The sequence below is a fragment of the Oerskovia paurometabola genome (assembly GCF_016907365.1).
In the GTDB taxonomy this organism is placed as follows: Bacteria; Actinomycetota; Actinomycetes; order Actinomycetales; family Cellulomonadaceae; genus Oerskovia; species Oerskovia paurometabola.
Map to the genome: position 1 here is coordinate 3,365,532 of NZ_JAFBBV010000001.1, position 23,295 is coordinate 3,388,826.

The following is a 23,295-nucleotide window of genomic DNA, read 5'->3' on the forward strand; positions in this document are numbered from 1 at the left end:
CGCCCGTGGGCCCTCGTCCCCGCCGGCAGTTCGCGCCCGCGCGCGATAGCAAAACTCCCTGACCACTTCAAGATCACGAAGCGATAACGATCCCGTGAATGGTCAAAACCGCGCGCTTTCAACGATTGCACGGTCAAGCATCTCCCTCGAAACCGCCATGCACACCGGCCACTCGGTAGCAATTCGTCCTGGGATCGGGCAGGGTGCTGGAGACAGATCGACCTGTCCGGGCTCGGCACCACGCCGGCCCACGACAGGTCAGCGCCCGTCGCGACTTGCGGCGGCCACCCTCCCGGGTGGCCCCCGGCGGCGGGCCTCGATCCGGTGGACCGTGACGCGCCTCGCGGCGCTGAGCGCACCGGGAGGTCGCTGCCAGGTCACCCTGGCGCCCTCCGCGGAGCGTTCCGGACCCGCCACGACACCTGGAAGGTGGCGAGACCCGCCAGCATGACCGCCAGCAGCACCAGCACGAGCACCGAGCCACCCACGAGCACCACCCCCGTCCTCATCCCGGTCGAGACCGAGCCCTTCCCCGGCGCCCACGGCGCCGACCCCCTGCCCGACGACCGGCCCGTGGCCGTGAGCGTCCGGGGCGTCTACAAGGTCTTCGGCCGCCGCCCGCAGGAGGCGGTCCGCCGCCTCAAGGACGGCGCGAGCCGCGCCGACGTCAAGCCCCTGGGCACGGCCGCTGTCATCGACGCGAGCTTCGACGTCAAGCAGGGCGAGATCTTCGTCGTCATGGGCCTGTCCGGCTCGGGCAAGTCGACGCTCATCCGCATGCTCAACGGCCTGTGGAAGCCCACGGCGGGCCATGTCCTGCTGGGCGACGACGACCTCGCGACCGTGAACGCCAAGGAGCTGCGCGCCCTGCGCCGCAGCCGCGTGAGCATGGTCTTCCAGCACTTCGCGCTCCTGCCCCACCGCACGGTCCTGGACAACGCGGCGTACCCGCTCGAGATCCAGGGCATGGGCAAGGCCGAGCGCCGCGAGAAGGCGCAGCAGGCCCTCGACCTCGTCGGCCTGGGCGGCTGGCAGGACTCGCTGCCGTCGCAGCTCTCCGGCGGCATGCGCCAGCGCGTGGGACTCGCCCGGGCACTCGCCGCCGACACCGACGTGCTGCTCATGGACGAGGCGTTCTCCGCGCTCGACCCGCTCATCCGCCGCGAGATGCAGGAGCAGCTCCTCGATCTCCAGCAGACCCTGGGCAAGACCATCATCTTCATCACGCACGACCTCAACGAAGCCATGCACCTGGGCGACCGCATCGCCGTCATGCGCGACGGTCGCACGGTCCAGATCGGCACGGCCGAGGAGATCCTGTCGGACCCCGCGAACGACTACGTCGCGCAGTTCGTCGCCGACGTCGACCGCACGCGCGTCCTGACGGCCGCCTCGGTCATGGTCCGCCCCACGGCCGTCGTGCCGCTCGGCGGCGGCCCCCGTGTCGCGAGCCGCACCATGCGCGAGGCGCAGGTGTCGGCGGCCTACGTCGTCGACCGGCAGCGCGTCCTGCGCGGCGTCGTGCGGGACGACGACGCGGTCGCCCTGCTCAAGTCGAGCGGTGACCACACGACGAGCATCGAGTCGATCGTGCACGACGGCGTCGCTCCCGTGAGCGTCGACACCCCCCTCGCCGAGCTCTTCGCGCCCGCGGCCGAGTCCCCCCTGCCCGTCGCCGTGACGGACGACAAGAACCGCCTGGTCGGCGTCATCCCGCGCGTGACCCTCCTCGAGGCCATGGTGCCGCCCACGCTCGACGACCCCGACGCCGTCGGGCCCGACGAGGACACGGACGACCCGCCCACCGGCGCAGCCGAGGGCGCGACCGCCCCGCACGACGCCGCCACGACGGAAGGAGCGGACGCATGAGCACCACCGACACGTTCGTCCCCCGCCTGCCCCTCGGTGACTGGGTCGACCTCTTCGTCGCCTGGCTCATCGCCTCGTTCAAGCCGTTCTTCGCGGTCGTCAAGGACGTCCTGCTGTCCTGCTACGACGCGCTCGCGCTGGTCCTCCAGGGCCCGCCCTTCGTCGTCGTCGCGCTCGTCCTGGCCGCCCTGGCGTTCTTCGCCAAGGGCTGGAAGCTCGCCGTCACGACCCTCGTCGGCTTCGTCGTCATCGCGAGCGTCGACCAGTGGGACAACGCGATGGCGACCCTCGCCCTGGTGCTCGTCGCCAGCGTGATCGCCCTCGCCATCGGCATCCCGCTGGGCATCTGGGCCGCCCGGAACGACAAGGTCTCACGCGTCGTGCGCCCCGTGCTCGACTTCATGCAGACCATGCCAGGCTTCGTCTACCTCATCCCCATGGTCATGATCTTCCTCACGGGCGCGGTCCCCGGCATCGTCGCGACCGTGGTGTTCGCCCTCGCCCCTGGCGTCCGCTTCACCGAGCTGGGCATCCGCCAGGTGGACTCGGAGGTCGTCGAGGCCGGCCACGCGTTCGGTTCCACGCCCGGGCGCATCCTGCGCCAGATCCAGCTGCCGCTCGCCATGCCGACCATCATGGCCGGCGTCAACCAGGTCATCATGCTCTCGCTCTCGATGGTCGTGCTCGCCGGCCTGGTCGGAGCAGGCGGGCTCGGAGGCGACGTCGTCGCGGCCCTCCAGCGCATCAACATCTCGCTCGGCTTCGAGGCCGGCCTGTCCGTGGTGATCCTCGCGGTCTTCCTCGACCGCGTGACCTCGGCGCTCAGCACCCGTTCTCCCGTCGCCAAGGCCCTCGCGGCCACCGCGGTCTGAGGCTCTGCTGCCGGGCGGCACCTGCCGCCCGGCCCACGCCGTCCAGCGCACCCGCACTCCTCCGCACCACCACCAACCCCGGCTCGACCCGCCGCACCCGCGGTCGGTCCGCCGAAGGAAGGACACCATGTCTCCCGCACGTCACCACCAGGCTCGTCGTCGCACCGCGATCGTCGCCTCCTCGCTCGCTCTCGGGCTCGGGCTCTCGGCCTGCGCCTCGGGCACCGACGCCGGCTCCGGAGGGGCCGACAAGGACATCACGATCGCGATCCACTCGGGCTGGGACGAGGGCATCGCGGTGTCGCACCTGTTCAAGGCCATCCTCGAGGACGAGGGGTACACGGTCCGCACCGAGACGGCCGACCCCGGTGTCGTCTACACGGGCATGGCCGGGGGCGACTTCGACGTCAACTTCGACATGTGGCTGCCCCTCACGCACGCCGACTACAAGGAGCAGTACGGCGACGACCTCGAGGACCTCGGCTACTGGTACGACGACGCCAAGCTGACCGTGGCGGTCAACGAGGACGCCCCCGTCGACAGCCTCGCCGAGCTCGCGGCGAACGCCGACCTGTTCGGCAACCGCATCGTCGGCATCGAGTCCGGTGCGGGCCTGACCCGCATCACGCAGGACGAGGCCATCCCGACCTACGGCCTGGACGACATGGACTTCGTCATCTCCTCGACCCCGGCCATGCTCGCCGAGCTCAAGAGCAAGACCGACGCGGGCGAGAACGTCGCCGTCACGCTGTGGCGCCCCCACTGGGCCTACGACGCGTTCCCCGTCAAGGACCTCGAGGACCCCGACGGCGCCATGGGCGAGGCCGAGAAGATCCACTCGGTCGCCCGCACCGGCTTCACCGAGGACCACCCTGACGTCGCGTCCTGGATCTCCGCGCTCACGCTGAGCGACGAGCAGCTCTTCTCGCTCGAGAACATCATGTTCAACGAGAACGACGGTACCGACAACGACGCCTCGGTACGCGAGTGGCTCGAGGCCAACCCGACGTTCGTCGACGACCTCAAGGCCGCTGCGCAGGCCTGAGCCTCCTCGGGACGAACACGACAGGCCGGCATCCCGTGCGGGTGCCGGCCTGTGGTGCGTCCCAGGCCCGACGGCGGAGGTGGGCCCGCGCACGGCGCCCACCTCCGTCGTCGGGCGCCTGGCGTCCGCACCTCAGCCCGGGGTCGCCCCACCCGAGGCTGCGGGCTCCGCCCGGCGCAGGTCCGGCTCGAGGTAGATGGCGCGCGCGATGGGGACGGCCGCACGGACGCGTTCCTCGGCGGCGTCGATCGCGTGGGCGATCGACGCCCCGTCGGCAGTCGCGGTGACCTCGATCTTGGCCGCGACGAGCAGCTCCTCGGGTCCGAGGTGCAGCGTCTTGAGGTGGATGACCGACGCGACGCCCTCGCCCACCAGGGCGCTGCGGATCGCGGCGACGTCGTCACGGCTCGCGGCCTCGCCGAGCAGGAGCGACTTGGTCTCCACGGCCAGCACGATCGCGATGAGGACCAGCAGGATGCCGATGCACGCGGTCCCCGCTGCGTCGTACCGGCCGTCGTCCGTGACCAGGGTCAGTCCCACCCCTCCGAGCGCCAGGACCAGGCCGATCAACGCACCGAAGTCCTCGAGCAGCACCACGGGGAGCTCGGGAGCCTTGGCGTTGCGGACGAACGAGGGCCAGGACTGCTCGCCGCGCACGGTGTTCGACTCGCGGATCGCGGTGCGGAACGAGAACCCCTCCATGCCGATCGCGACCAGCAGCACCGCGATGGGCACCCACTGCCACTCGGTGATGGGGTGCGGGTCCTCCCACTTGTGCCAGGCCTCGTACAGCGCGAACAGGCCACCGACCGTGAACAGCACGATCGAGACGATGAACGCGTAGACGTAGCGCTCGCGGCCGTAGCCGAACGGGTGCTCCTCGTCGGCGGCCCGCCGAGACTTCTTGCCGCCGAGCAGCAGCAGCGCCTGGTTCCCCGAGTCGGCGAGCGAGTGGACGCCCTCGGCGAGCATCGACGACGCTCCCGTGAGTCCCCAGGCGACGAACTTGGTGACCGCGATGCCCATGTTCGCGAGCAGGGCCGCGATCACCGCCCGGTTGCCTCCGTGAGCTGACATGGCGTGGCTCTCCTTCGACTCGGCCGGCCCTGGTCCGGCCCGTGACGCGTGCTCGGTCCAGCATCGCACCGCACGCTCCGGGGAGGGACGCGGAGCGTGGGACACGCCGCGAGCCCGGTACCCGTCAGGGGTACCGGGCTCGCGGTCGTCGTCCGGGGACCAGCTGCGGGGACTAGAGGGCCCGCGCGTCGCCCTCGAGCAGGACGGGGATGCCGTCGCGCACCGGGTAGGCGAGCGGGCGCTCCGGGTCCGTCGAGCGGAGCTCGGGGCTGCTGTCCGGGGCCGTGCCGTCCACGAGGGTGGCTCCGGTCACGGGGCACCTCAGCGCCTCGCGGACCCACGGGTCGAGGGTGACCGGCCCGGGAGTGCCCGATGTCGTGTCGTCGCTCATGTGCTCGCCTCAGCTCTCGGTGTCGGTGGCGCGGTTCTCGGCGGAGCGCACGAGCGACAGGACGTCGTCCCGCACCTTCTCCATGATGTCCACGTCGGCCGCCTCGACGTTGAGCCGCAGGAGCGGCTCGGTGTTGGACGCGCGCAGGTTGAACCACCACTGCGGGTGCGATCCCCAGTGGGAGACCGTGAGCCCGTCGAGCTCGTCGACCTCGACCGGTCCGGCCCCCTCCTCGGTCACGTACGCCTGGACCACGCGGGCCCGCGCCGCAGGGACGTCGTCGACCTGGGAGTTGATCTCGCCGCTCGCGGTGTAGGGCTCGTAGACCTCGCCGAGCGCGGACAGCGGGTGCTCCTGCCCGCCCAGGGCCGCGAGCACGTGCATGGCCGCGAGCATGCCCGTGTCCGCGAAGAAGAAGTCGCGGAAGTAGTAGTGGGCGCTGTGCTCGCCGCCGAACACGGCGTCGTTGTCGGCCATCTGCGCCTTGATGAACGAGTGGCCGACGCGGGTACGGACGACCTCCGCGCCCGCTGCGGTCATGAAGTCCGGGACGGCGCGCGACGTGATGAGGTTGTGGATGATCGTCGGGACACGGCCCGCGGCCTTCTCGCGCTCGACCTCGCGCAGCCCCACGAGGGCCGTGATCGCGGACGGGGAGACCGGGTCGCCGTGCTCGTCGATCACGAAGCAGCGGTCGGCGTCGCCGTCGAACGCCAGGCCCAGGTCGGCGTCGTGCTCGACGACCGCGGCCTGCAGGTCCACGAGGTTCTTCGGGTCGAGCGGGTTGGCCTCGTGGTTGGGGAAGGTCCCGTCGAGCTCGAAGTACAAGGGCACGACGTCGAGCGGCAGCGCCTCGAGACCTGCCGCGGTCCCCAGGACGGCCGGCGCCGTCAGGCCGCCCATGCCGTTGCCCGCGTCGATGACGACCTTGAGCGGGCGGATGCCCCGCAGGTCCACGAGCGAGCGCAGGAATGCCGCGTAGTCCGCGAGCATGTCCCGGTCGGTGATCTCGCCGCGGTCCTCGACGGGGGCGGGCAGCTCGCCGTCGAGGTACTCCTGGGCCAGCTCGCGCACCGCGACCAGGCCCGAGTCCTGCCCCACGGGGCGCGCGCCGGCACGGCACAGCTTGATGCCGTTGTAGACAGCGGGGTTGTGCGAGGCCGTGAACATCGCCCCGGGGACGTCCAGCGCGCCCGAGGCGTAGTAGAGGCCGTCGGTCGAGCACAGACCGATCCGGACGACGTCCACCCCGGCCTCCGCGAGCCCCTGGGCGAACGCGTCGACCAGCTCGGGCCCGCTGTCGCGCATGTCCCGCCCGACGGCGACGCGCGGGCGGGCGGGCGATCCCTCGGCCCCGCTCACCTCGGGGAGCACGACGACGCGTGCGAAGGCTGCGCCGATCGCTCGGGCAACCTGCGGGTTGAACTGGTCCGGGACGGTGCCGCGGACGTCGTAGGCCTTGATCAGCTGGGTCAGGTCGATGCTCGTCACGGAGACAGCGTATCGGTGCGGGCGACCGACCGACCGAACCACGCACCGCCTGCTGAGGAGTGCCCGGACCCGCCCGCTCGGCCGAGCACTCCGGTCGGGGGGCCACGCCGTCACGCGGCGCCGCCTGACGGCGTGGCCTCGGCAACACACCATCGGGCCCGTGGAGATACTGCGACGGACCCCCTATCCTGGCTCGACGCCCTCTCACCACGGCCGTCGCCGACAGCGGGCACCACACCCTCCGGGGCTCTCCCCAGAACGAACGGCAGCGCAGAAGTACATGATCGATCGTCCGAGGCACCTTCAGAACACCGTCCAGCACTACGACTGGGGCTCGCGCACCGCCATCCCCGAGATGCTGGGCGACCAGCCCGACGGGCGGCCGCACGCGGAGCTGTGGCTCGGCGCCCACCCCAGCGGCTCGTCCCGTCTCGTCGGTGAGGACCTGACGCCTCTGCAGACGGCGATCCTCTCCGCTCCCGAGCGGACGCTGGGCGCTCGGGTGATCGACGAGTTCGGCCCCCGCCTCCCGTACCTGATGAAGGTCCTGTCCGCGGAGAGCGCCCTGTCGATCCAGGTCCACCCGCGACCGCACGACGCCCGTGCGGGATACAACAGCGAGAACGTGCTCGGCCTGCCGCCCGGGGACACCCGCCGCAGCTTCCACGACGACCAGCACAAGCCCGAGATGATCGTGGCGCTGAGCCAGTTCGACGGGCTTGCGGGCTTTCGTCAGCCCCGAGCCATCCTGCGGCTGCTCGCAGGGCTCCCTGGCCGGCTGGTCGCGACCATGCGGTCGAGCCTCGAGGAGGACTCGACGGCGGAGGGCATGCGGCGCGCCTTCTCCTGCCTGCTGGACGCACGAGGATCGCTCGACGTCGGCGCCGACATCGAGACCACGCTCGAGGGCATCCGCGGGCGCGTCGCGACGTCACCGTCGACGCGCGCCGACGCGACCGTGGCGATGCTCGCGAAGCAGCACCCGGGCGACCCCGGGGCCCTCGCCTCGTTGATGCTCAACCGCTTCACGCTCGAGCCGGGAGAGGCGCTCTTCATCCCGTCCGGGGAGATCCACGCGTACCTCTCCGGCACAGGGGTCGAGATCATGGCGAGCTCGGACAACGTGCTGCGCGCGGGACTCACCACCAAGCTCGTCGACACGGGAGCGCTCCTCGCGTGCGCGTCCTTCACGGCCCGCCCGCCCGTCGCCCCCACGTGCACCGCTTCCGGCGAGCACCACGAGGTTCGTCACTACCGCGCGCCCGTCGCCGAGTTCGCGCTCGTGGTGGCCGAGTCCTCGGTGGACGACGACATCGCCCTCCCGTCCGAGGGACCGCGCATCGTGCTCTGCCTCGACGGCGCCGTGGCGCTCTCGACCGGCGGCGAGGACTTCACGCTGGAGCAGGGGCAGTCCGTGTTCGTGCCCCACGTCTCGGGCAGGACGACGGTCCGGGGAGACGGCCAGATCGTCTGCGCCTACGTCCCCTGACGACGAACGCCCGTGGGAGCCTCAGTCACCCTCGGCACGCAGCACCCGCAGGTGACCGCGCCGCCCGACCTCGGTGACGTCGTCGGGCTCGGGGCCGGGGCGCGGACGGCCGGCCTCCCGGACGGCCTCGGCGAGCGCCGAGAGGTCGTCGGCGCTCGGGCCGGTCTCGACGAAGTGCTGCGCGAGGCGCACGACCTCCCAGCCGCGGGGCGCGGTCAGGCGCTCGGCGTGCTCGGCGCACAGGTCGTAGCTGTGGGGCTCGGCCAGGTGGGCCAGGGGCCCGAGCACGGCGGTCGAGTCCGCGTAGACGTAGGTGAGGGTCGCCACCGAAGCACGGGTGCATGCGGTACGCGAACACTGTCTGACGGATCTCACGCGCTGACACTACGCCCTGAGCGGTGGTCGCGGTGCCATACACGCCGTGCGGCAGGTTCGCACGTCGTGCTCAGGGCGCCGGGACCGCGGTTCGTCTAGGCTCGGAGGCGTGCCCGGTCATTCGCCCTCCCCCGCCCCGCACGGCTCGCGCCGTCGCCCCGAGAAGACGTCGACCGACGCCCCGGCGCCGCTCGTCGCCTCGCTGCGCATCCCCGCCCGCGGCCCGGACCTCAACGACGTCGGGCCGCACCCACGCCGCCGGGACCGCCGAGGTCGAGGAATCCGCGGACCGCTCCTGCCGCCCTCGGCTCCGGCGAACCGCACCCGCGGAGAGAGGTTCGACGAGCAGGTGATCGCGACCATCGGCCTGATCGAGCGAGGATGGTCGCGGCAGCTCCACGGCACCGAGTTCGCGGTCGAGGACGTGCCGCCCTCGGACCCGGCCCCCTGGGAGGACGCAGGGGTCCCCCTCGGGCGCTACTTTCCCGCCGACGCGGGACAGCCGGCCCGCATCGTCGTCTACCGCCGCCCCGTCGAGTCCCGGGCGTTCGACGACGACGACCTGGCCGACCTGGTGCGCGACGTCGTCGTCGAACAGGTCGCGCACATGCTCGCGCGCACGCCGGAGGAGATCGACCCCCGCTACCAGCGCGGTCGCTGAGTCAGTCGGGCAGCCCCGCGGTACGCGTGGCACGGACGTCCACGCTCCCCTGGCTCTCGGCCGCAGGGACCGGCAGGAGCACGGACACCAGGGTGCCCGGCGCGCCCTCCGGCGCCCCGGTGAGCGGGGCTCCAGCCGTCGCCAGGACCGACCAGACCGGCTCCGACCCACCCTGGTCGGTACCCGCCTCGTCCTCGCGCGCATCGAGCGTCAGGACGGCGGGGTCGACGCCTCCACCCAACTCGACGGCGCCGAACGTGACGGTCGACCCCGCGGGCACGTCGAGCGCCCTCTCCCCGAGCAGGACGCCGTCCGGCCCGTAGGCGCGCAACGTGCCCCGGAAGGCACCGGTCGGCTCGGAGTCCTCGGACCGCTCCCGAGGGACCGCACCCACGCGGACCACGCTCGACGTTCCGGGCACGAGCGTGACGGTGCCACGGTCGCGCGTCCGGTGGGGGCGGGCGGGCGCGGCGTCCTCCTCGGAGGCGGCTGCGGCGACCGCGGTCGACGCGATCCACGCACGGTCGACCTGCGCCGCGCCCGAGGGCGAGTCCTCGGCGGCGTCGCCCGCCCGGGCCTCGACCGCGCCCGCCACGACGGGCACCGTCGAGTCCACGACGACGGTGTAGGACCCGGCGGGCAGACCGCCCAGGGACTGGTCCGTCACGACCCCCGGCGCGAGCTCGACCTGCTCGCCACCACGTACCCGCACCCGACCGTCGGCGCCGTAGACCGTCAGCGTCGCCGTCCCCGACTCGGCACCCGGCGCGAGAAGCCTGACCTGGGGCGCCAGCACGTCGTCGACGGCCTCGCCCGAGCTCGTGAAGGAGACGGCCGTGCCGAGTGACGGCGCGGCCCCGGGGACGACGTAGTCGACGCCCAGCGGCACGAGGCCGGCCAGCGTGCTGTGCTGCAGGTAGGCCGCGACCGTCCCGCCGGTCGACTCGACGCGGACCGCGAGCCGCCGCTGCTCGGGCGCGGCCGCCTCGACCAGCGTCATGACCTCGCCGCCGGGCGGGACCAGGTACTGGCCACCACCGCTCAGGACGACCGGACCGCCAGGACCCCACACCTCGATCCGCACGGTCGCGGGGGTGCGGCCGGGGTTCTGGAGCACGAGCTGAGCACTGCTGCCGACCTCGGTGCTCCCCCCGACCAGCCAGTGGTCGATGTCCGGGGTCGCGCAGCTCGCGGCCGCGAGCCCGCGCAGGTCGCCCGCAGTCGTCGTCGACGCCACGGCGGCGGCGACCCGGGTGTCCACCGGCATCCCGGCACCCACCCGCAGAGCCTGCCCGTCGGACACGTCGGCCAGCGAGACCACCGTGGCCCCGGAGTCGTCCTGCTCGAGCGGTGCCGAGTCGAGCGCCTCGAGCCCCGTGAGCGTCACGGGCGTCTCGCCTGGTCCCCCCGTCGCCCCCGCACCGACCACCCCGGCGCGGAGCACGGTCGTCGTCTCGACGGGCGCGGCGCCGAACTGGGCGTCGCCCACCTGGGTCGAGTCCGCCAGGCGGACGGGGGCGGGGCACACGAGCGTCCGCTCGGGCGTCGACGCCTCGATCCGCTCGACGTCAGGCACGGCCCCGGCGACGGACCCGAAGTCCCCCGGCAGCCCGACGGCGGCCACGGCCCCCGTGAGGGCGACGGCCAGCAGGCCGGTGCCGATCGTCGCGACCCGGCGGAGCACGGGACGAGGTCTGGAAGATCTGGTGGTCACGGGCACTACCTCGTTCCGGTCCGACGACGTCCCACCGGTACGGCGAGGAGCACGAAGATCAGCAGGGTCAGCCCCGCCACGGCGAGCCAGGGCGGCCGGTGCGCGGGGACGAAGTCGATCGACAGGGAACCCGCCTCGGAGCCGAGGAGGAAGGCCTGGCGTCCGTCGACCTCGGCGCGCTCGAGGACGCGCCCGTCGAGCGTCGCGACCCACCCAGGGTCCGCGGTCTCGGCGAGCACGATCGCGCGCTCGGCACCGCCCGTCTCGACACGCGTCTCGACCGACTTGTCGTCGGCGGGAAGGAGCCGCTCGACCACGACGGGCCCGGCCTCGTCCTCCTGGCCGGAGGTCGGCACGGCAGCGACCACCCGCGCCCACGCCGGCGCGTCCGTCTCCAGCGGACCGGGAGCGACGCGCCACAGGACCGACGTCTGGCCCTCCGTCACGCGCTCGAGCCCCGGCACCATGTCGAGACGGGCCACGAGCTCGGCGCGCTCACGCTCGGCGACGGCGTCCTCGGTCGTCGAGGTCGGCAGCACGACGGCCCCGACGCCCAGGTCGCCGAGCTCGCGCGCCGCACCGGCAGCACTCCCCGTCGCCATGCCTGCCACGACCGCGGGCAGGTCTCCCTGCGCGTACGCCGGGTCGGTCATGGCCCGCGCCTGCACGACGCTCGACGCGTCGATCATCTGCGGGCCGTCCCCTCGCAGGAGCGCGTACTCGAGGACGCCGCCGGGGGCGAGCTCGAGCGACAGGACGCGCACCTCGCGTTCGGAGTCCTGCATCTGCTGGCCGACCTTGGGGACCACCGGCTCGGTGGCGACGACCAGGTCTCCGACGGCCCCGTCGCGATCGGTGGCCGCCATGGTCCACGACGCCACCGATGCGACAGGGACCACGACCGCGACCAGCGCGAGCAGAGCGACGCTGCCTGCCCGCCACCCGGCGAGCGTGCGCTCCCGTCGCTCGCCACGCGGGCCCTCCTCGGAGGGAGACTGCAGGCCGACCGTGCCTGCGGACGACTCTCCGGACGTCTGCGCGACCTCCGCCTCCGGGATCGCGACCGGGTCGCCCTCCGGGGCAGGCCGCCGAGCGGTCCGCAGCCCGGGAGCACCGAGCAGAGCAGCGCCCAGCAGCCCCAGCAGGACGACCGAGACCCCGGCCCCGGGCCAGCCGTGGACGGGCCCCTCGGCCGAGCCGGCGACCTCGATCGCCCCGGTGACCACGGCGGCCGCGAGGCCCAGCGCGGCGATGAACCATGCACAGGCCACACCCGCCACCCGTGCGCGGAAGAGGGCGAGCACGGCCAGCACGGCCACCAGGGCTCCCGTCGCCATCGGCGCGAGACGTGCGACCTCACCGAGCACACCGCCGTCCAGACCGAACCACGGGGCACCCGTCACCGGGAGGCCGAGCAGCTGCTGCCAGGCCGGTGCCGCGTCGGAACCGACGGGCACTCCGGGCCCGGTCGCCAGGAGGCGCCACCCACCGTCCGTCCAGGTGGTGCCGATGCGGTACCAGAAGGGAGCGAGGAGCACGAGCGAGGGAAGCAGCACCAGGAGCAGGTACCGGCGGTGCTGACGGGCCGCCACCGCGACCACGCCCAACGCCAGGACGAACACCGGGAGGAGGATCGGGGCTCCGCACACCGCGACGAGCAGGGCGAGCCCGGCGGCTGCCGCCGCGCCGACCGATCCTGGCCGCTGGCGTCGAAGCGCACGGCGCCCCGACGGGTGGACACGGCCGGGTGCCCCCAGGGCGGGGCTGAGCTCGTCGTACGCCTGCACCCCGAGGGCACGCAGGATCCCCAGCGCGGCCCAGGGAAGGGCGGCGTGCGCGACGAGGGCACCGAGCCGCCCGTCGCCGAGCGCGAGGACGAAGGAGGGGGCCGCCACCCACACGATCGCCGCCCAGGCGCGCAGCGAGACCGAGCGGGTCACGCCGCCCGCGGCGAACCAGGCGCCCAGCCCCGCCACCACGAACGACAGCACCACCATGACGCCGACCGCCGGCTGCAGCGACCCGCCGCCGAGCAGCGCCAACGGGAGGAGGAACGTCGTGAAGGGGTCCGCAGGTGCGGGCGCTCCCAGCCCGTCCGCGACCCAGCCACCGGTCGCCGCCTGCCAGATGGCCGCGAGGCTGCCGTCCGCCGGGAGGAGCTCGCCACCGACGAAGCGTCCACCCGCGGCAAGAGCCCCCAGCACGGACCCGAAGACGGTCGCGGTCAGTGCGAGGAGGCCGAGCGTCAGCAGCCCGAGCATGGCCCGACGCCGACGACCGATCGCGCGGAGCTCGGCCCGCTCGAGATCCGTGGGAGCCGTCGAGACCCGGTGCTCCTCGGCGTTCGCCAGCCGGTGGTCCCGGCGCTCCCCGAGGACGTCGCGCCAGGAGCCCTGGAGAGGTGTCAGCGCGCGTCGGGGAAGGACGCTCGTGCGGCGGACCGCCCGGCGAGACCTGGCGAGCGCGGGGAGCCGCACGACGGCCCAGAGCGGCGCCAGGAGCTCGTCCCGCGCCTGTGCCGGTCGCTTGATCGCGAGACGGTACATCGCCTGGAACGGCGCCCACAGGATCATGGCGAGCACGGCCGGCACGAGCATCGGCCACGCGACGCTCACGAGCCGGTAGTGAAGGTGGCTGCGCCGCCGAGGTCCGTACGACGCCTCGACGTCCGGCGCCCGGGACTCGTCCTCGTCCTCGTGGCGCCCCTCGTCGCGCAGGTCGAGGAGCGACGCCTGCGCGTGCCGGACCACGGCACGCGGCACGACCACGACACGGTGCCCCGCGAGGCGCGCGCGGCGGCAGAAGTCGAGCCCGTCACCGAACACCCCGTACTCGGGGTCGGTACCCTCCAGCGCCTGCCAGACCGACGTGCGCACCAGCGCCCCGGCGAGGCCCACCGCGAAGACGTCCTCGCGGGCGTCGTGCTGGCCCTGGTCGATCTCGTGCTCGTCGATCCCGGTCATCCGGCGACCGAGCGGGGAGACCGTGAACCCGACCTCGAGGAGCACCCCGTCGGAGTCGCCGTCCAGGTCCCAGCGGCGCTGCTTCGCGCCCGCGACCGCCACGGCGTTCGAGTGCTCGACCGCCCGGAGCTGCTCCGCCAAGGCGCCGGGCTCGGGGGTGGAGTCGTCGTGCAGGAGCCAGAGCCAGGTCGGCGGGTCCTGCGCGCCGCGAGACGCGAGCGCGATGTCCACGGCCTGCCCGAAGGTGCGTGCGTGAGGGGCCGCGAGGAACCGCGCGCCACCGAGCTGGAGCTCCTGGTACTCGCTCATCGCCTGGGACGCGGCGACGTCCACCACGATCACGGCGTCCGGGACGACCGACTGCGACCGGACGGCGTCGAGCGTGTGCGGCAGGTAGCGGGTGTGGCCCTGGGTGACGACCACCGCGGTCACGGAGACGACGGCGGGCACCGAGCCGGTCACCGCCGCAGCGGCGTGGGGCGACGCACCACGTGCGCGCTGCTGCGCCGCACCTGGCTGCTGGAAGGGACCGGTCACCGTGGTCGTGTCTGAAGAAGTCATCCTGGCCACATCATGACCCGCGCTCTGCGCAGATCGTGGGACCTCGACACGGCAGGTCGTCGACCCGAGCGACAGTTCGCCCGCTCCGACCTGATGGCCGGAGAGTGCTCAGACCACCCGGCGCTTGAGCTTGCGACGCTCGCGCTCGGAGAGCCCGCCCCAGATGCCGAAGCGCTCGTCGTGCTCGAGCGCGTACTCGAGGCACTCGGCCCGGACCTCGCAGCCCGTGCAGACCTTCTTGGCCTCGCGCGTCGATCCCCCCTTCTCGGGGAAGAACGCCTCGGGGTCGGTCTGAGCGCACAGCGCGCGCTCCTGCCAACCCATGAGCCCGTCGTCCACGACCTCGCCGAAGAGAGGCAGCACAGGAGCCACCGTCTCTACCGGCTGACCTGCGTCCGAGGGAAAGGCCCCCAGATCATCGCCCAGCACGTTCCACATGATGCGCCCCTTCATGCCGTTATATGAAAACTGCATTAGAGAAATTACACGCGTGTCATCCACGTCCGTCAAGCCGAAATGTGCTATCCGGGCGATTCGGTGGGTGAAATCACGACGTCGGACGTCTCGGCGCGTCCTAGGCTGGGCCGCATGGCCGCATCCTCGACCCCTCCTATGCACATCGCTGACCTGCAGCGTCTCATCACCCGAGACCCCGGTCGACCACGTCTCACCTGGTACGGAGAGGACGGCGAGCGCGTCGAGCTGTCGGGCGCGGTCCTGCACAACTGGGTCAACAAAACCGTCAACCTGCTCGTCGAGGAATTCGACGCCGCCCCCGGAACCCGTGTGCTGCTCGACCTTCCACCGCACTGGCGTTCGATCGTCTGGGCGCTCGCCACGTGGCGAACAGGTGCCACGCTCGTGCTGGCTCAGCCCTCGCCGAGTGGAGACGCCGTCCGGCAGGAGGAGGCCCGCCGCATCGACGTCGTCGTGACCTCGCGCCCCGCCTCCTGGGCGGGGACCGGCGCACAGCTCGTCGCGGTCCCGCTGCCTGCGCTCGCCCGCCGGTTCGACGGCGACCTGCCCGCCGGCGCGATCGACGCAGGCTCGGCCGTCATGACCTACGGCGACCAGATCGGCTGGGTCGAGGAGGCCGACCCCGACGCCGTCGCGATCGAGCCCGACGTCTCCCACGACGGGCTCGTCGCCTGGGCCCTCGCCGGCGCACCGGTCCCGTCGGCGTCCGCGCCCCGGACCCTCGTCGGCGAGGAGCACGCGCTCCCGCTGCTGCGCCGGACGCTGGGGGCTCTGGCGCTCGACGGATCGGTGGTCGTGACCTCGTCCACGACCACCGGCGCGCTCGTGAACGACCCCGCACGCCTCGCGCGCCTCCGAGAGACCGAGAGAATCACCGACTGACGTGCGGGAACGCTTCCCACCCCCCGCCAGGAGTGGTTCGAGCGGGCCGTTCCGGTCGATAGGCTGTGCGACATCATGAGCAGCCCCGCCGGCGCACCCAACGCCCTCCGTGTCATCTGCGTCGTCTACAACCCCGGGACGGAGCTCGTCGACTTCGCGACCTCGCTCCGGACGGCGACCACCCGCACGACAGAGCTCGTCCTCGTGAACAACGGTGGGCCGAGCGACATCGCGCGACGGCTCGCCCAGGAGGAAGGGACCCGCCTCGTCGAGTCCGGCGGCAACCTGGGCTACGGCCGCGCGGCGAACCTCGGGGCCCGCGGAGCGGGAGGCGACTGGGTCGTCGTCGCCAATCCCGACCTCGTCTGGGCACCAGGCTCCCTCGACGTCCTCCTCGAGGCGGGCACCCGCCACGAGGAGGCAGGCTCGCTCGGCCCTCGGATCCTCAACACCGACGGGACCGAGTACCCGTCAGCGCGCGCGATCCCCTCCCTCCGGCTCGGTGCCGGGCACGCGGTGCTGGGCAAGGTCTGGCCGAGCAACCCGTGGTCGACCGCCTACCGGAGCGCGAACACCTCGAGGAGCGACACCGAGCGGGCCGCGGGCTGGCTGTCCGGGGCGTGCCTCCTGCTCCGGCGCGAGGCCTTCGAGCAGGTCGGAGGGTTCGACGAGGGCTACTTCATGTTCTTCGAGGACCTCGACCTGGGAGACCGCCTCGGGCAGGCCGGCTGGGCGAACGTGTTCGTCCCGGCAGCGGTCGTGACCCACGTCCAGGGCGTGTCGTGGAAGAAGGACCCGGCGCCCATGATCCGTGCGCACCACGTCAGCGCCCGCCGCTACCTGACGGGACGCTACGGTGCCTGGTACCAGGCACCGCTGCGCTGGTTGCTCTCGCTCGGGCTGGCCGCGCGCGAGCGGATCGAGATCAGGACCGCACGGCGCGGCTGATCCGCAGCATGCGGCACAATGGCCCGCATGCGTGGAATCATCCTGGCCGGCGGATCCGGCACTCGTCTGCACCCGATCACCCTCGGCATCAGCAAGCAGCTCGTCCCCGTCTACGACAAGCCGATGATCTACTACCCGCTCTCCACACTGATCCTCGCGGGTATCAAGGACATCCTGATCATCACGACGCCGCACGACGCCGACCAGTTCCGACGGCTGCTGGGCGACGGCTCGCAGTTCGGCGTCTCGATCGAGTACACCGTCCAGGCCGAGCCGAACGGCCTCGCCCAGGCGTTCGTCCTGGGGGCGGACTTCATCGGCAACGACGCCGCCGCGCTCGTCCTGGGCGACAACATCTTCTACGGCCCCGGGATGGGCTCGACGCTCTCCCGGTACGCCGACCTCGACGGCGGCGCCGTCTTCGCCTACCGCGTCGCCGACCCGACGTCCTACGGGGTCGTCGAGTTCGACGCCGACGGCAAGGCGCTCTCGCTCGAGGAGAAGCCGGCCGAGCCCAAGTCGAACTACGCGGTCCCCGGCCTGTACTTCTACGACAACGACGTCGTCGCGATCGCCCGTGACCTCGCCCCGTCCGCCCGAGGGGAGTACGAGATCACGGACGTGAACCGGACCTACCTCGAGCAAGGACGTCTGCAGGTCGAGGTCCTCCCGCGCGGCACCGCCTGGCTCGACACCGGGACGTTCGACTCGCTCGTCGAGGCGTCCGACTTCGTGAAGACGATCGAGCACCGCCAGGGGCTCAAGGTCGGCGCTCCCGAGGAGGTCGCCTGGCGCCGAGGGTTCATGTCCGACGACGAGCTGCGCGAACGTGCGGAGAAGCTCGTCAAGTCCGGCTACGGCACCTACCTGCTCGGTCTGCTCGAGCGCGACTGACGCACCGGCCGTGCGACGAAGGGCCCGACGACTCGTGTCGTCGGGCCCTTCGTCGCACGGCCGAGCGGGTGGTCAGGCGAGCACGGAGGCCGCGGCGAGCTGCCACCGCTCGCGCCACGGACCGATCGGCTCGACACCGATGCGCTCGAGCGCCTCGTGCCCCAGCACCGAGTAGGCGGGCCGGGGAGCCTTGCTGGCGAAGGCCGCGCTCGTGGTGCGCTGAAGGTCGACCTCGGCCCCCGACGACGCGACGACCGCCTCCGTGAACCCGAACCACGAGGTGCTGCCGCTCGAGGTGCCGTGGTAGGTGCCGCTCGGTGCACCGGCCTGGACCAGGCGCACGATCAGGTCGGCCAGGTCGACCGTCCAGGTGGGCTGCCCGACCTGGTCGTCGACGACCGAGAGCGAGTCCCGCTCCCCCGCGAGGCGTGCCATGGTCTTCGGGAAGCACGCACCCCGTGCGCCGTAGAGCCACGCGGTGCGCACGATCAGGTGGTCCGGGTTCTCCGCCCGGACCGCCCACTCGCCGGCGGCCTTGGTCCGGCCGTAGGCCGAGCGGGGCGCGATCGGGGCGTCCTCGGGGTACGGGATGTCCGCATGCCCGTCGAACACGTAGTCGGTCGACACCTGGACGAGACGGGCGCCGGTCCCGGCCGTTGCCCGGGCCAGGTTCGCGGCCCCCACCCCGTTGACCGAGAACGCCCCGGCCTCCTGCTCCTCCGCGTCGTCGACCGCGGTCCAGGCGGCACAGTTGACCACGACGTCGAACCCCTCGACGCTCGACGTGACGGAGACCGGGTCCGTGATGTCGATCGTGGACCTGTCCGCGGGCGTCACGTCGACACCCGCGCCCGTGAGCCGCGACATCATGTCCTGGCCGAGCATTCCCCGAGCCCCGACGACGAGCCATCGCCGCCCGTCGGCTCGAAGGTCGGGCTCGGCCTGGTACGTCTCCGTCAAGGGTCCTCCATCGATCTCCGCTCGCCCGCCGGGCCGGATGCCTCGGCCGACGGCCACGTATGATCTTAGGGCCTGCGGCGCCACCCCCGCGGGCCCCACCAGTCGAGGAGAAACGTTGCAGTACAGAGAGCTCGCAGTTCCCGGCGCCTGGGAGATCACCCCGAAGACCTTCGGCGATCCTCGCGGCGTCTTCCTCGAGTGGTTCAAGGCCGACGCCTTCGCGGAGGCCCTCGGGCACCCCCTCGACCTCCAGCAGGCCAACTGCTCGGTCTCGGCCGCCGGTGTGCTCCGGGGGATCCACTTCGCCGACGTGCCGCCGGGCCAGGCCAAGTACGTGACGTGCGCCAAGGGAGCGGTCCTCGACGTCGTGGTCGACATCCGTGTCGGCTCGCCGACGTTCGGCCGGTGGGACTCGGTCCTCCTCGACGACGTGGACCGCCGCGCCATCTACCTCGGCGAGGGTCTGGGCCACGCGTTCATGTCGCTCGAGGACGACTCGACCGTCCTCTACCTCTGCTCCACGGGGTACTCGCCCGGGCGCGAGCACGGCATCCACCCGCTCGACCCCGAGGTCGGCATCGAGTGGCCGACCGTCGGTCGCGACGGGACCTCCCTGACGCCGCTCCTGTCGGAGAAGGACCTCGCGGCGCCGAGCCTGAGCGAGGCCGCCGCGCAGGGACTCCTCCCCACCGCGGACGCGGTCGAGGCGTACGTCACCTCCCTGCGCGCCTGACCGCCGACTCGTAGGCCTCGACGTGGGTCTGCGCCGCCCGGGCCCAGGTGAAGTCCTGCGCCCGGGCCACGGCGGCCCCGCTCAGCAGCTCTCGGCGTGCAGGGTCCTCGAGCAGGCCTCGGAGCGCCACGGCGATGTCCTCGTCGGCCGTCCCGCAGTACGCCACCGCGTCTCCACCGACCTCGGGCAACGAGAGCTCTCGGGTCGTGAGGACGGTCGCCCCGCACGCCATCGCCTCGAGCACCGGTAGCCCGAAGCCCTCACCGAGGCTCGGGTAGGCGAGGACGGTCGCGCCGCCGAGGAAGGCGGGCAGGTCGTCGAGCGGCAGGTATCCGGGCCGACGGACCGTCAGACGGTCGGGCACCTTGGCGATCTCCACGTCGATCGCGTCGTCCCACCCACGACCGCCCGCGAGGACCAGAGCAGGTGGCGTGGTGAGACCCTCGCAGGCCCGCACCCACCCGCGGACGAGCGCGGGCACGTTCTTGCGAGGCTCGAGCGTCCCGAGGAACCCCACGTACGGCAGGTTCCCGATGTCGAGGGTGCTGCGGACCCGCTCCTGCTCGGACGGGCTCGTCGCGTGGAACCTGGCGTGGTCGACGCCGTGGTACGCCACGAAGAACTTGTCCTGCTGGCCACCGACGAGACGCAGCACCTCGTCCCTCGTCGCTCGCGAGGGGACCACGAGGGCATCCGCCCGCCGGGACGCCAGCCGGATCGCGTTCCGGAAGAACACGGCCTTCGAGCGCAGGTGCAGCTCAGGCGTCGTGAAGAAGGTCGCGTCGTGGAGCGTCACGACGACGGGGACGCCCGCCGCGAGCGGCAACGTGTAGTGCGGGCTGTGGACGACGTCGGGGCGCACCTTGCGGATCAGAGCCGGCAGGCCCGTCTGCTCCCACGCCATGCGCACCGCACGGCGACCGGCAGACGGCGGGGCGGAGACCAACCTGGCCTCGGGGGCGACCTGCCCGTAGGCCTCGAGGTCTCGTGGCTGTACCGCGAGCGTCAGGTCGACCCCTGCCGCGATCAGCTCGGGGACCAGGTCGTCGACGTAACGCCCTACACCGCCCCGGTCGGCGGGGACTGCGGTGGCGTCGAGCAGGACGTGCACAGAGAGGCTCCGATCGGGTGGGGGGCTACGGCCGAGGGTCGCCCGGTCGCTCGCCCGCGTGCGGTGCGAGGTCGGCACGACGGTCGACGAGCTGAGCAGACGCGATCACCAACGTGGCGACCGCGACGAACGAACCGACCAGCCAGACCACCTCGGCAGAGACGGGAAGATCGCTCCACCACCACTCCCCCGGCACCAGCCGTGCACCTGTGATGTCGTTGCCCGTCACGTAGCGGCGGATGTTCTCGTACAACGACACGATGCTCGCGGCGCCGATCGCGCACACGACGACCCACCTCTGGACCGGTGTCAGCGCGAACGCCCGTCGCTCCGTGCTGAGCGCCGCGACGGCCGCGAGGACGATGAGCAACGGGTAGATGTAACGAGCCTGGACGCTGCCCAGGGGCTGCTCCGCCGTCGCCTCGATGTAGGTCGGCAGGAGGACCGCCGCAAGAGCCACGAGAGCCACCATGATGCCGCGCCACCGGCCGACGTAGCCGATCGCGACGAAGAGGACCGCGAAGAAGGCGCCGGTCGTCGAGACCCACACGATCCCCGACATCGGGGTGTCGAGCCAACCGAGCGGGCTCAGCCCCAGAGCGCCGACCCAGTAGTGCAGAGCCTCCCAGGCGACGAAGACGAAGTTGCTCGGCCCGCGGCCCGCGGCCTGGCCTGCCGCGCCGGCCTGACCGGCCGTCAGGTAGCTCACCGCCGAGACGACCGCAAGGAGCACGGGCAGCACCAGCCGGACGAGGAAGGTCCGCGAGAGGCGACCGGCTGCCAGGGCCACGACCGACGCCGCGCCGATCGCGATGATCGCGTAGGCGGATGCGTCGGCCCGGGCGCTCGAGGCCATGGCCACCGCGGCCACCGAGACCAGGCCGAGCAGCACCGTCCTCCAGCGCCGCGTCGAGCTCAGGAAGCCGAAGACCCCGAAGAAGAGGGTCAGCGCCGAGACGACGGCCCAGCTGCTGGGGTTCACGGACGGGATGATGAACGCTCCCAGCGGGACCAGGGTGACGACCGCGGTCGCGACGAGACCGCGTCGGGCCCTACCCTGCGACGCGACGAACGTGAGGCCGATCATGGCGACGGCCAGGACGGCGTTCACGAGGCGCATCACCAGCACGGAGCGTTCGACGTCCGGCCCGACGAACAGGCTCATCACGTTGTAGAACCCCGGAGGGTACGAGCCCGCGTGCGCGCCGAAGTTCCCGCGTTCGGTCTCGACGAGCTCCTCGTCGTCGAAGACGTGGTCGGGGCTCTGGCACGCCCCCGAGACGGCGCTGTCGAAGGCGAAGCACGGAGCGTTGCGTACCTGCGGCGGGATCATGACGGACTGGCCGTCGGCGGGAACCTCGCAGGCGCCCTCACGGTCACCTTGCGCGCACCAGATGCTCGCGAGGTGATAGTCCTCGTCCGGGCTCGAGCCGACGGGCGAGGAGAGCGCCCACGCACCGAAGTAGGTCAGGAGCAGCACGATCGCGGCACCGACGAGCAGCGCGGGGCGCCGGGTACCCGCAGCCCGCGACCAGCGGTCGCGGGGTCGGGCGGGCTCGGCCGCTCCGACGACCTTGGCCGGGTCCTCGACGCGGTCGGCACTCACCCGGGTGTCCTCGCTCATCGCTCGTCGACCTCGACGTCCCGGCCCGGTGCTGCTCCCGTGACGGTCTCCGACGGGAGCCGTCGCTCGAGGTCCAGCCGCAGCATCGCCACCTCCTCGGCGAGGGTTCGCGTCTCCTCCTCCAGCGTCGTCAGTTCGACGCTCATCTGGATGCAGACCCCGAGCAGCACCGCCAGCGCCGCTGCGAAGAGAAGGTTGCTGGGCGTAGCGACGCCCACGAGGCGCGCGATCGACTCGACCACCGCAGGAAAGGCACCCACGACGCAGACGGCCAGCGCGAGCACGAGCCATGCCGCGGCGTACTTCTCCTTGAGACGGCGCGTCCGGAGCATCGCGACCAGGAAGAGGACTGCCACGACGCAGACGGCGAGGGCCAGGAAGTAGAGCTTCATCGTTGCTCACGCTCGTTCGTCACGGGTCGGGTCAGGGCGATCACGAGGGCGAGGATCGCCCGCAGGAGGAAGAAGGCCGCCTTGATGGGGTTGTGCGACGGGGTGCCCGCCGCACGGGGGCGCATCGACACACCCACCTGTCGGACCCGCAGGCCGGACCGCGCCGAGATCACGAGCGACTCGACCGTGTCGCCGAGGTACTCGGCAGGGTACTCCCGCGCGAAGAGCTCGATCGCCCGCCGGTTGGAGGCCTTGAAGCCGGAGGTCGTGTCGGTGAGCCGGGTCCCCGCCACACGAGAGAGCACTCCGGACAGCAGGCTCATCGCCCAGCGACGCGGACCGCGCACCGAGTACGTCCCCTCGCCCGCGAAGCGGGCTCCGATCACGACGTCCGCGTCCTCGGCCGCCATCGTCGCGAGAAGGCGCCCGACCTCGTGCGGGTCGTGCTGCCCGTCGGCGTCGAGCTGGACCGCGTACTGGTAGCCCTCGTTCCGCGCGAACTTGTAGCCCGCGCGCATCGCACCGCCCACCCCGAGGTTGAGCGGCAGGTCCAGGACCATCGTCCGACCTCGGCGCGCGACCTCGCTCGTGCGGTCCGTCGATCCGTCGTTGACGACCAGCACGTCCGCTGTCGGCAGGGTCGCCAGGACGTCGTCGAGCACGCCGGGCAGTGCCTCCTGCTCGTTCCAGGCAGGCAGGATGACGAGAACCTGCTGGGGGAAGTGGTCGGTCACGTGAGGGAATCCTACCGGTTGCGGGACGGGTG

Annotated in this window: 21 protein-coding genes; 9 read left to right on the forward strand and 12 right to left on the reverse strand. The window is 72.3% G+C overall.

All coding sequences use genetic code 11. The features are described 5' to 3' along the window. The first annotated feature begins 447 nt into the window (after nt 1-447). The 3 genes from JOD48_RS15110 (at nt 448) to JOD48_RS15120 (ending at nt 3,786) form a co-directional block, all read left to right on the forward strand. Nucleotides 448-1,869 carry a quaternary amine ABC transporter ATP-binding protein gene (locus JOD48_RS15110; protein ID WP_204809669.1) on the forward strand — a complete coding sequence of 474 codons (1,422 nt, stop codon included), beginning with the start codon at nt 448-450 and terminating at the stop codon, nt 1,867-1,869. Further along, nucleotides 1,866-2,741, forward strand: coding sequence for an ABC transporter permease (locus JOD48_RS15115; RefSeq protein WP_191790844.1), 876 nt, complete (start codon nt 1,866-1,868; stop codon nt 2,739-2,741). The genes JOD48_RS15110 and JOD48_RS15115 overlap by 4 nt, the downstream gene beginning before the upstream one ends. Before the next feature lie 127 nt (nt 2,742-2,868). Further along, on the forward strand, nt 2,869-3,786 hold the full coding sequence (locus JOD48_RS15120; protein ID WP_204809670.1) for a glycine betaine ABC transporter substrate-binding protein: 918 nt from the start codon (nt 2,869-2,871) through the stop codon (nt 3,784-3,786). Between the two features lie 132 nt (nt 3,787-3,918). Here the strand turns inward: JOD48_RS15120 and JOD48_RS15125 are convergent, their stop codons facing one another. From JOD48_RS15125 to JOD48_RS15135, 3 genes are all read right to left on the reverse strand, one after another. Further along, nucleotides 3,919-4,863 (reverse strand): cation diffusion facilitator family transporter, encoded by a 945-nt coding sequence (locus JOD48_RS15125; RefSeq protein WP_204809671.1) that lies wholly within the window; start codon nt 4,861-4,863, stop codon nt 3,919-3,921. A 172-nt stretch (nt 4,864-5,035) separates the two neighbouring features. Next, complete coding sequence (locus tag JOD48_RS15130) at nt 5,036-5,254, reverse strand: Trm112 family protein (RefSeq protein WP_204809672.1); 219 nt, start codon at nt 5,252-5,254, stop codon at nt 5,036-5,038. A 9-nt stretch (nt 5,255-5,263) separates the two neighbouring features. Next, nucleotides 5,264-6,745 (reverse strand): phosphomannomutase/phosphoglucomutase, encoded by a 1,482-nt coding sequence (locus tag JOD48_RS15135; protein ID WP_307824180.1) that lies wholly within the window; start codon nt 6,743-6,745, stop codon nt 5,264-5,266. Nucleotides 6,746-7,025: 280 nt separating this feature from the next. Between JOD48_RS15135 and manA the strand changes: the two genes are divergently transcribed. Beyond that, nucleotides 7,026-8,234 carry a mannose-6-phosphate isomerase, class I gene (gene manA / locus JOD48_RS15140; RefSeq protein ID WP_191790849.1) on the forward strand — a complete coding sequence of 403 codons (1,209 nt, stop codon included), beginning with the start codon at nt 7,026-7,028 and terminating at the stop codon, nt 8,232-8,234. 21 nt (nt 8,235-8,255) lie between these two features. On the opposite strand, the gene JOD48_RS15145 is transcribed toward manA, so the two are convergent. Next, on the reverse strand, nt 8,256-8,609 hold the full coding sequence (locus JOD48_RS15145) for a DUF3499 domain-containing protein (protein WP_030150032.1): 354 nt from the start codon (nt 8,607-8,609) through the stop codon (nt 8,256-8,258). A gap of 109 nt (nt 8,610-8,718) precedes the next feature. Here JOD48_RS15145 and JOD48_RS15150 point away from each other — a divergent pair, with 109 nt between their 5' ends. Further along, complete coding sequence (locus JOD48_RS15150) at nt 8,719-9,270, forward strand: metallopeptidase family protein (protein WP_307824181.1); 552 nt, start codon at nt 8,719-8,721, stop codon at nt 9,268-9,270. Nucleotide 9,271: 1 nt separating this feature from the next. Here the strand turns inward: JOD48_RS15150 and JOD48_RS15155 are convergent, their stop codons facing one another. The 3 genes from JOD48_RS15155 to JOD48_RS15165 all read right to left on the reverse strand — a co-directional run bounded on the left by JOD48_RS15155 (nt 9,272) and on the right by JOD48_RS15165 (nt 14,946). Next, nucleotides 9,272-10,984 (reverse strand): DUF5719 family protein, encoded by a 1,713-nt coding sequence (locus JOD48_RS15155; RefSeq protein WP_204809673.1) that lies wholly within the window; start codon nt 10,982-10,984, stop codon nt 9,272-9,274. A 5-nt stretch (nt 10,985-10,989) separates the two neighbouring features. Next, the gene (locus JOD48_RS15160) at nt 10,990-14,508 is read right to left on the reverse strand and encodes a glycosyltransferase (RefSeq protein ID WP_204809674.1); all 3,519 of its coding nucleotides are present in this window, start codon (nt 14,506-14,508) and stop codon (nt 10,990-10,992) included. 108 nt (nt 14,509-14,616) lie between these two features. Then, a complete protein-coding gene (locus JOD48_RS15165; RefSeq protein ID WP_036570549.1) occupies nt 14,617-14,946 on the reverse strand; it encodes a WhiB family transcriptional regulator in 330 nt (109 codons plus the stop codon). A 150-nt stretch (nt 14,947-15,096) separates the two neighbouring features. On the opposite strand from JOD48_RS15165, the gene JOD48_RS15170 reads away from it, so the two are divergent. The 3 genes from JOD48_RS15170 to rfbA all read left to right on the forward strand — a co-directional run bounded on the left by JOD48_RS15170 (nt 15,097) and on the right by rfbA (nt 17,709). Further along, nucleotides 15,097-15,867, forward strand: coding sequence for a TIGR03089 family protein (locus tag JOD48_RS15170; RefSeq protein ID WP_239527420.1), 771 nt, complete (start codon nt 15,097-15,099; stop codon nt 15,865-15,867). Between the two features lie 75 nt (nt 15,868-15,942). Continuing rightward, nucleotides 15,943-16,815 carry a glycosyltransferase family 2 protein gene (locus tag JOD48_RS15175; protein ID WP_204809675.1) on the forward strand — a complete coding sequence of 291 codons (873 nt, stop codon included), beginning with the start codon at nt 15,943-15,945 and terminating at the stop codon, nt 16,813-16,815. Between the two features lie 27 nt (nt 16,816-16,842). Further along, nucleotides 16,843-17,709, forward strand: a complete 867-nt coding sequence (rfbA, locus tag JOD48_RS15180; protein ID WP_204809676.1) for a glucose-1-phosphate thymidylyltransferase RfbA — start codon at nt 16,843-16,845, stop codon at nt 17,707-17,709. A gap of 72 nt (nt 17,710-17,781) precedes the next feature. Here rfbA and rfbD read toward each other — a convergent pair whose 3' ends face one another. After that, nucleotides 17,782-18,669, reverse strand: coding sequence for a dTDP-4-dehydrorhamnose reductase (rfbD, locus tag JOD48_RS15185; RefSeq protein ID WP_275581465.1), 888 nt, complete (start codon nt 18,667-18,669; stop codon nt 17,782-17,784). Nucleotides 18,670-18,784: 115 nt separating this feature from the next. On the opposite strand from rfbD, the gene JOD48_RS15190 reads away from it, so the two are divergent. Continuing rightward, nucleotides 18,785-19,402: a dTDP-4-dehydrorhamnose 3,5-epimerase family protein gene (locus JOD48_RS15190; protein WP_191790854.1), complete on the forward strand. Its 618-nt coding sequence runs from the start codon at nt 18,785-18,787 to the stop codon at nt 19,400-19,402. Here the strand turns inward: JOD48_RS15190 and JOD48_RS15195 are convergent. From JOD48_RS15195 to JOD48_RS15210, 4 genes are read right to left on the reverse strand one after another with little or no spacing between them, the layout of a single operon-like run. Further along, complete coding sequence (locus JOD48_RS15195) at nt 19,383-20,513, reverse strand: glycosyltransferase family 4 protein (RefSeq protein WP_204809677.1); 1,131 nt, start codon at nt 20,511-20,513, stop codon at nt 19,383-19,385. The two genes, JOD48_RS15190 and JOD48_RS15195, sit on opposite strands and share 20 nt — an antisense overlap. A 25-nt stretch (nt 20,514-20,538) precedes the next feature. After that, on the reverse strand, nt 20,539-22,137 hold the full coding sequence (locus JOD48_RS15200) for a DUF2142 domain-containing protein (protein ID WP_204809678.1): 1,599 nt from the start codon (nt 22,135-22,137) through the stop codon (nt 20,539-20,541). Next, on the reverse strand, nt 22,134-22,529 hold the full coding sequence (locus JOD48_RS15205; RefSeq protein ID WP_204809679.1) for a DUF2304 domain-containing protein: 396 nt from the start codon (nt 22,527-22,529) through the stop codon (nt 22,134-22,136). The genes JOD48_RS15200 and JOD48_RS15205 overlap by 4 nt, the downstream gene beginning before the upstream one ends. Further along, complete coding sequence (locus JOD48_RS15210) at nt 22,526-23,263, reverse strand: glycosyltransferase family 2 protein (protein ID WP_307824182.1); 738 nt, start codon at nt 23,261-23,263, stop codon at nt 22,526-22,528. The genes JOD48_RS15205 and JOD48_RS15210 overlap by 4 nt, the downstream gene beginning before the upstream one ends. Between the last annotated feature and the right edge of the window lie 32 nt (nt 23,264-23,295).

Bases quoted from the DNA above. Each gene is read 5' to 3' on its own strand.
- JOD48_RS15130 (WP_204809672.1), bottom strand. From the start codon at position 5,254: ATGAGCGACGACACGACATCGGGCACTCCCGGGCCGGTCACCCTCGAC.
- rfbA (WP_204809676.1), top strand. From the start codon at position 16,843: ATGCGTGGAATCATCCTGGCCGGCGGATCCGGCACTCGTCTGCACCCG.
- JOD48_RS15200 (WP_204809678.1), bottom strand. From the start codon at position 22,137: ATGAGCGAGGACACCCGGGTGAGTGCCGACCGCGTCGAGGACCCGGCC.
- manA (WP_191790849.1), top strand. From the start codon at position 7,026: ATGATCGATCGTCCGAGGCACCTTCAGAACACCGTCCAGCACTACGAC.
- JOD48_RS15205 (WP_204809679.1), bottom strand. From the start codon at position 22,529: ATGAAGCTCTACTTCCTGGCCCTCGCCGTCTGCGTCGTGGCAGTCCTC.
- JOD48_RS15175 (WP_204809675.1), top strand. From the start codon at position 15,943: ATGAGCAGCCCCGCCGGCGCACCCAACGCCCTCCGTGTCATCTGCGTC.
- JOD48_RS15125 (WP_204809671.1), bottom strand. From the start codon at position 4,863: ATGTCAGCTCACGGAGGCAACCGGGCGGTGATCGCGGCCCTGCTCGCG.
- JOD48_RS15110 (WP_204809669.1), top strand. From the start codon at position 448: ATGACCGCCAGCAGCACCAGCACGAGCACCGAGCCACCCACGAGCACC.
- JOD48_RS15115 (WP_191790844.1), top strand. From the start codon at position 1,866: ATGAGCACCACCGACACGTTCGTCCCCCGCCTGCCCCTCGGTGACTGG.
- JOD48_RS15120 (WP_204809670.1), top strand. From the start codon at position 2,869: ATGTCTCCCGCACGTCACCACCAGGCTCGTCGTCGCACCGCGATCGTC.
- JOD48_RS15170 (WP_239527420.1), top strand. From the start codon at position 15,097: ATGGCCGCATCCTCGACCCCTCCTATGCACATCGCTGACCTGCAGCGT.
- JOD48_RS15160 (WP_204809674.1), bottom strand. From the start codon at position 14,508: ATGACTTCTTCAGACACGACCACGGTGACCGGTCCCTTCCAGCAGCCA.
- JOD48_RS15165 (WP_036570549.1), bottom strand. From the start codon at position 14,946: ATGTGGAACGTGCTGGGCGATGATCTGGGGGCCTTTCCCTCGGACGCA.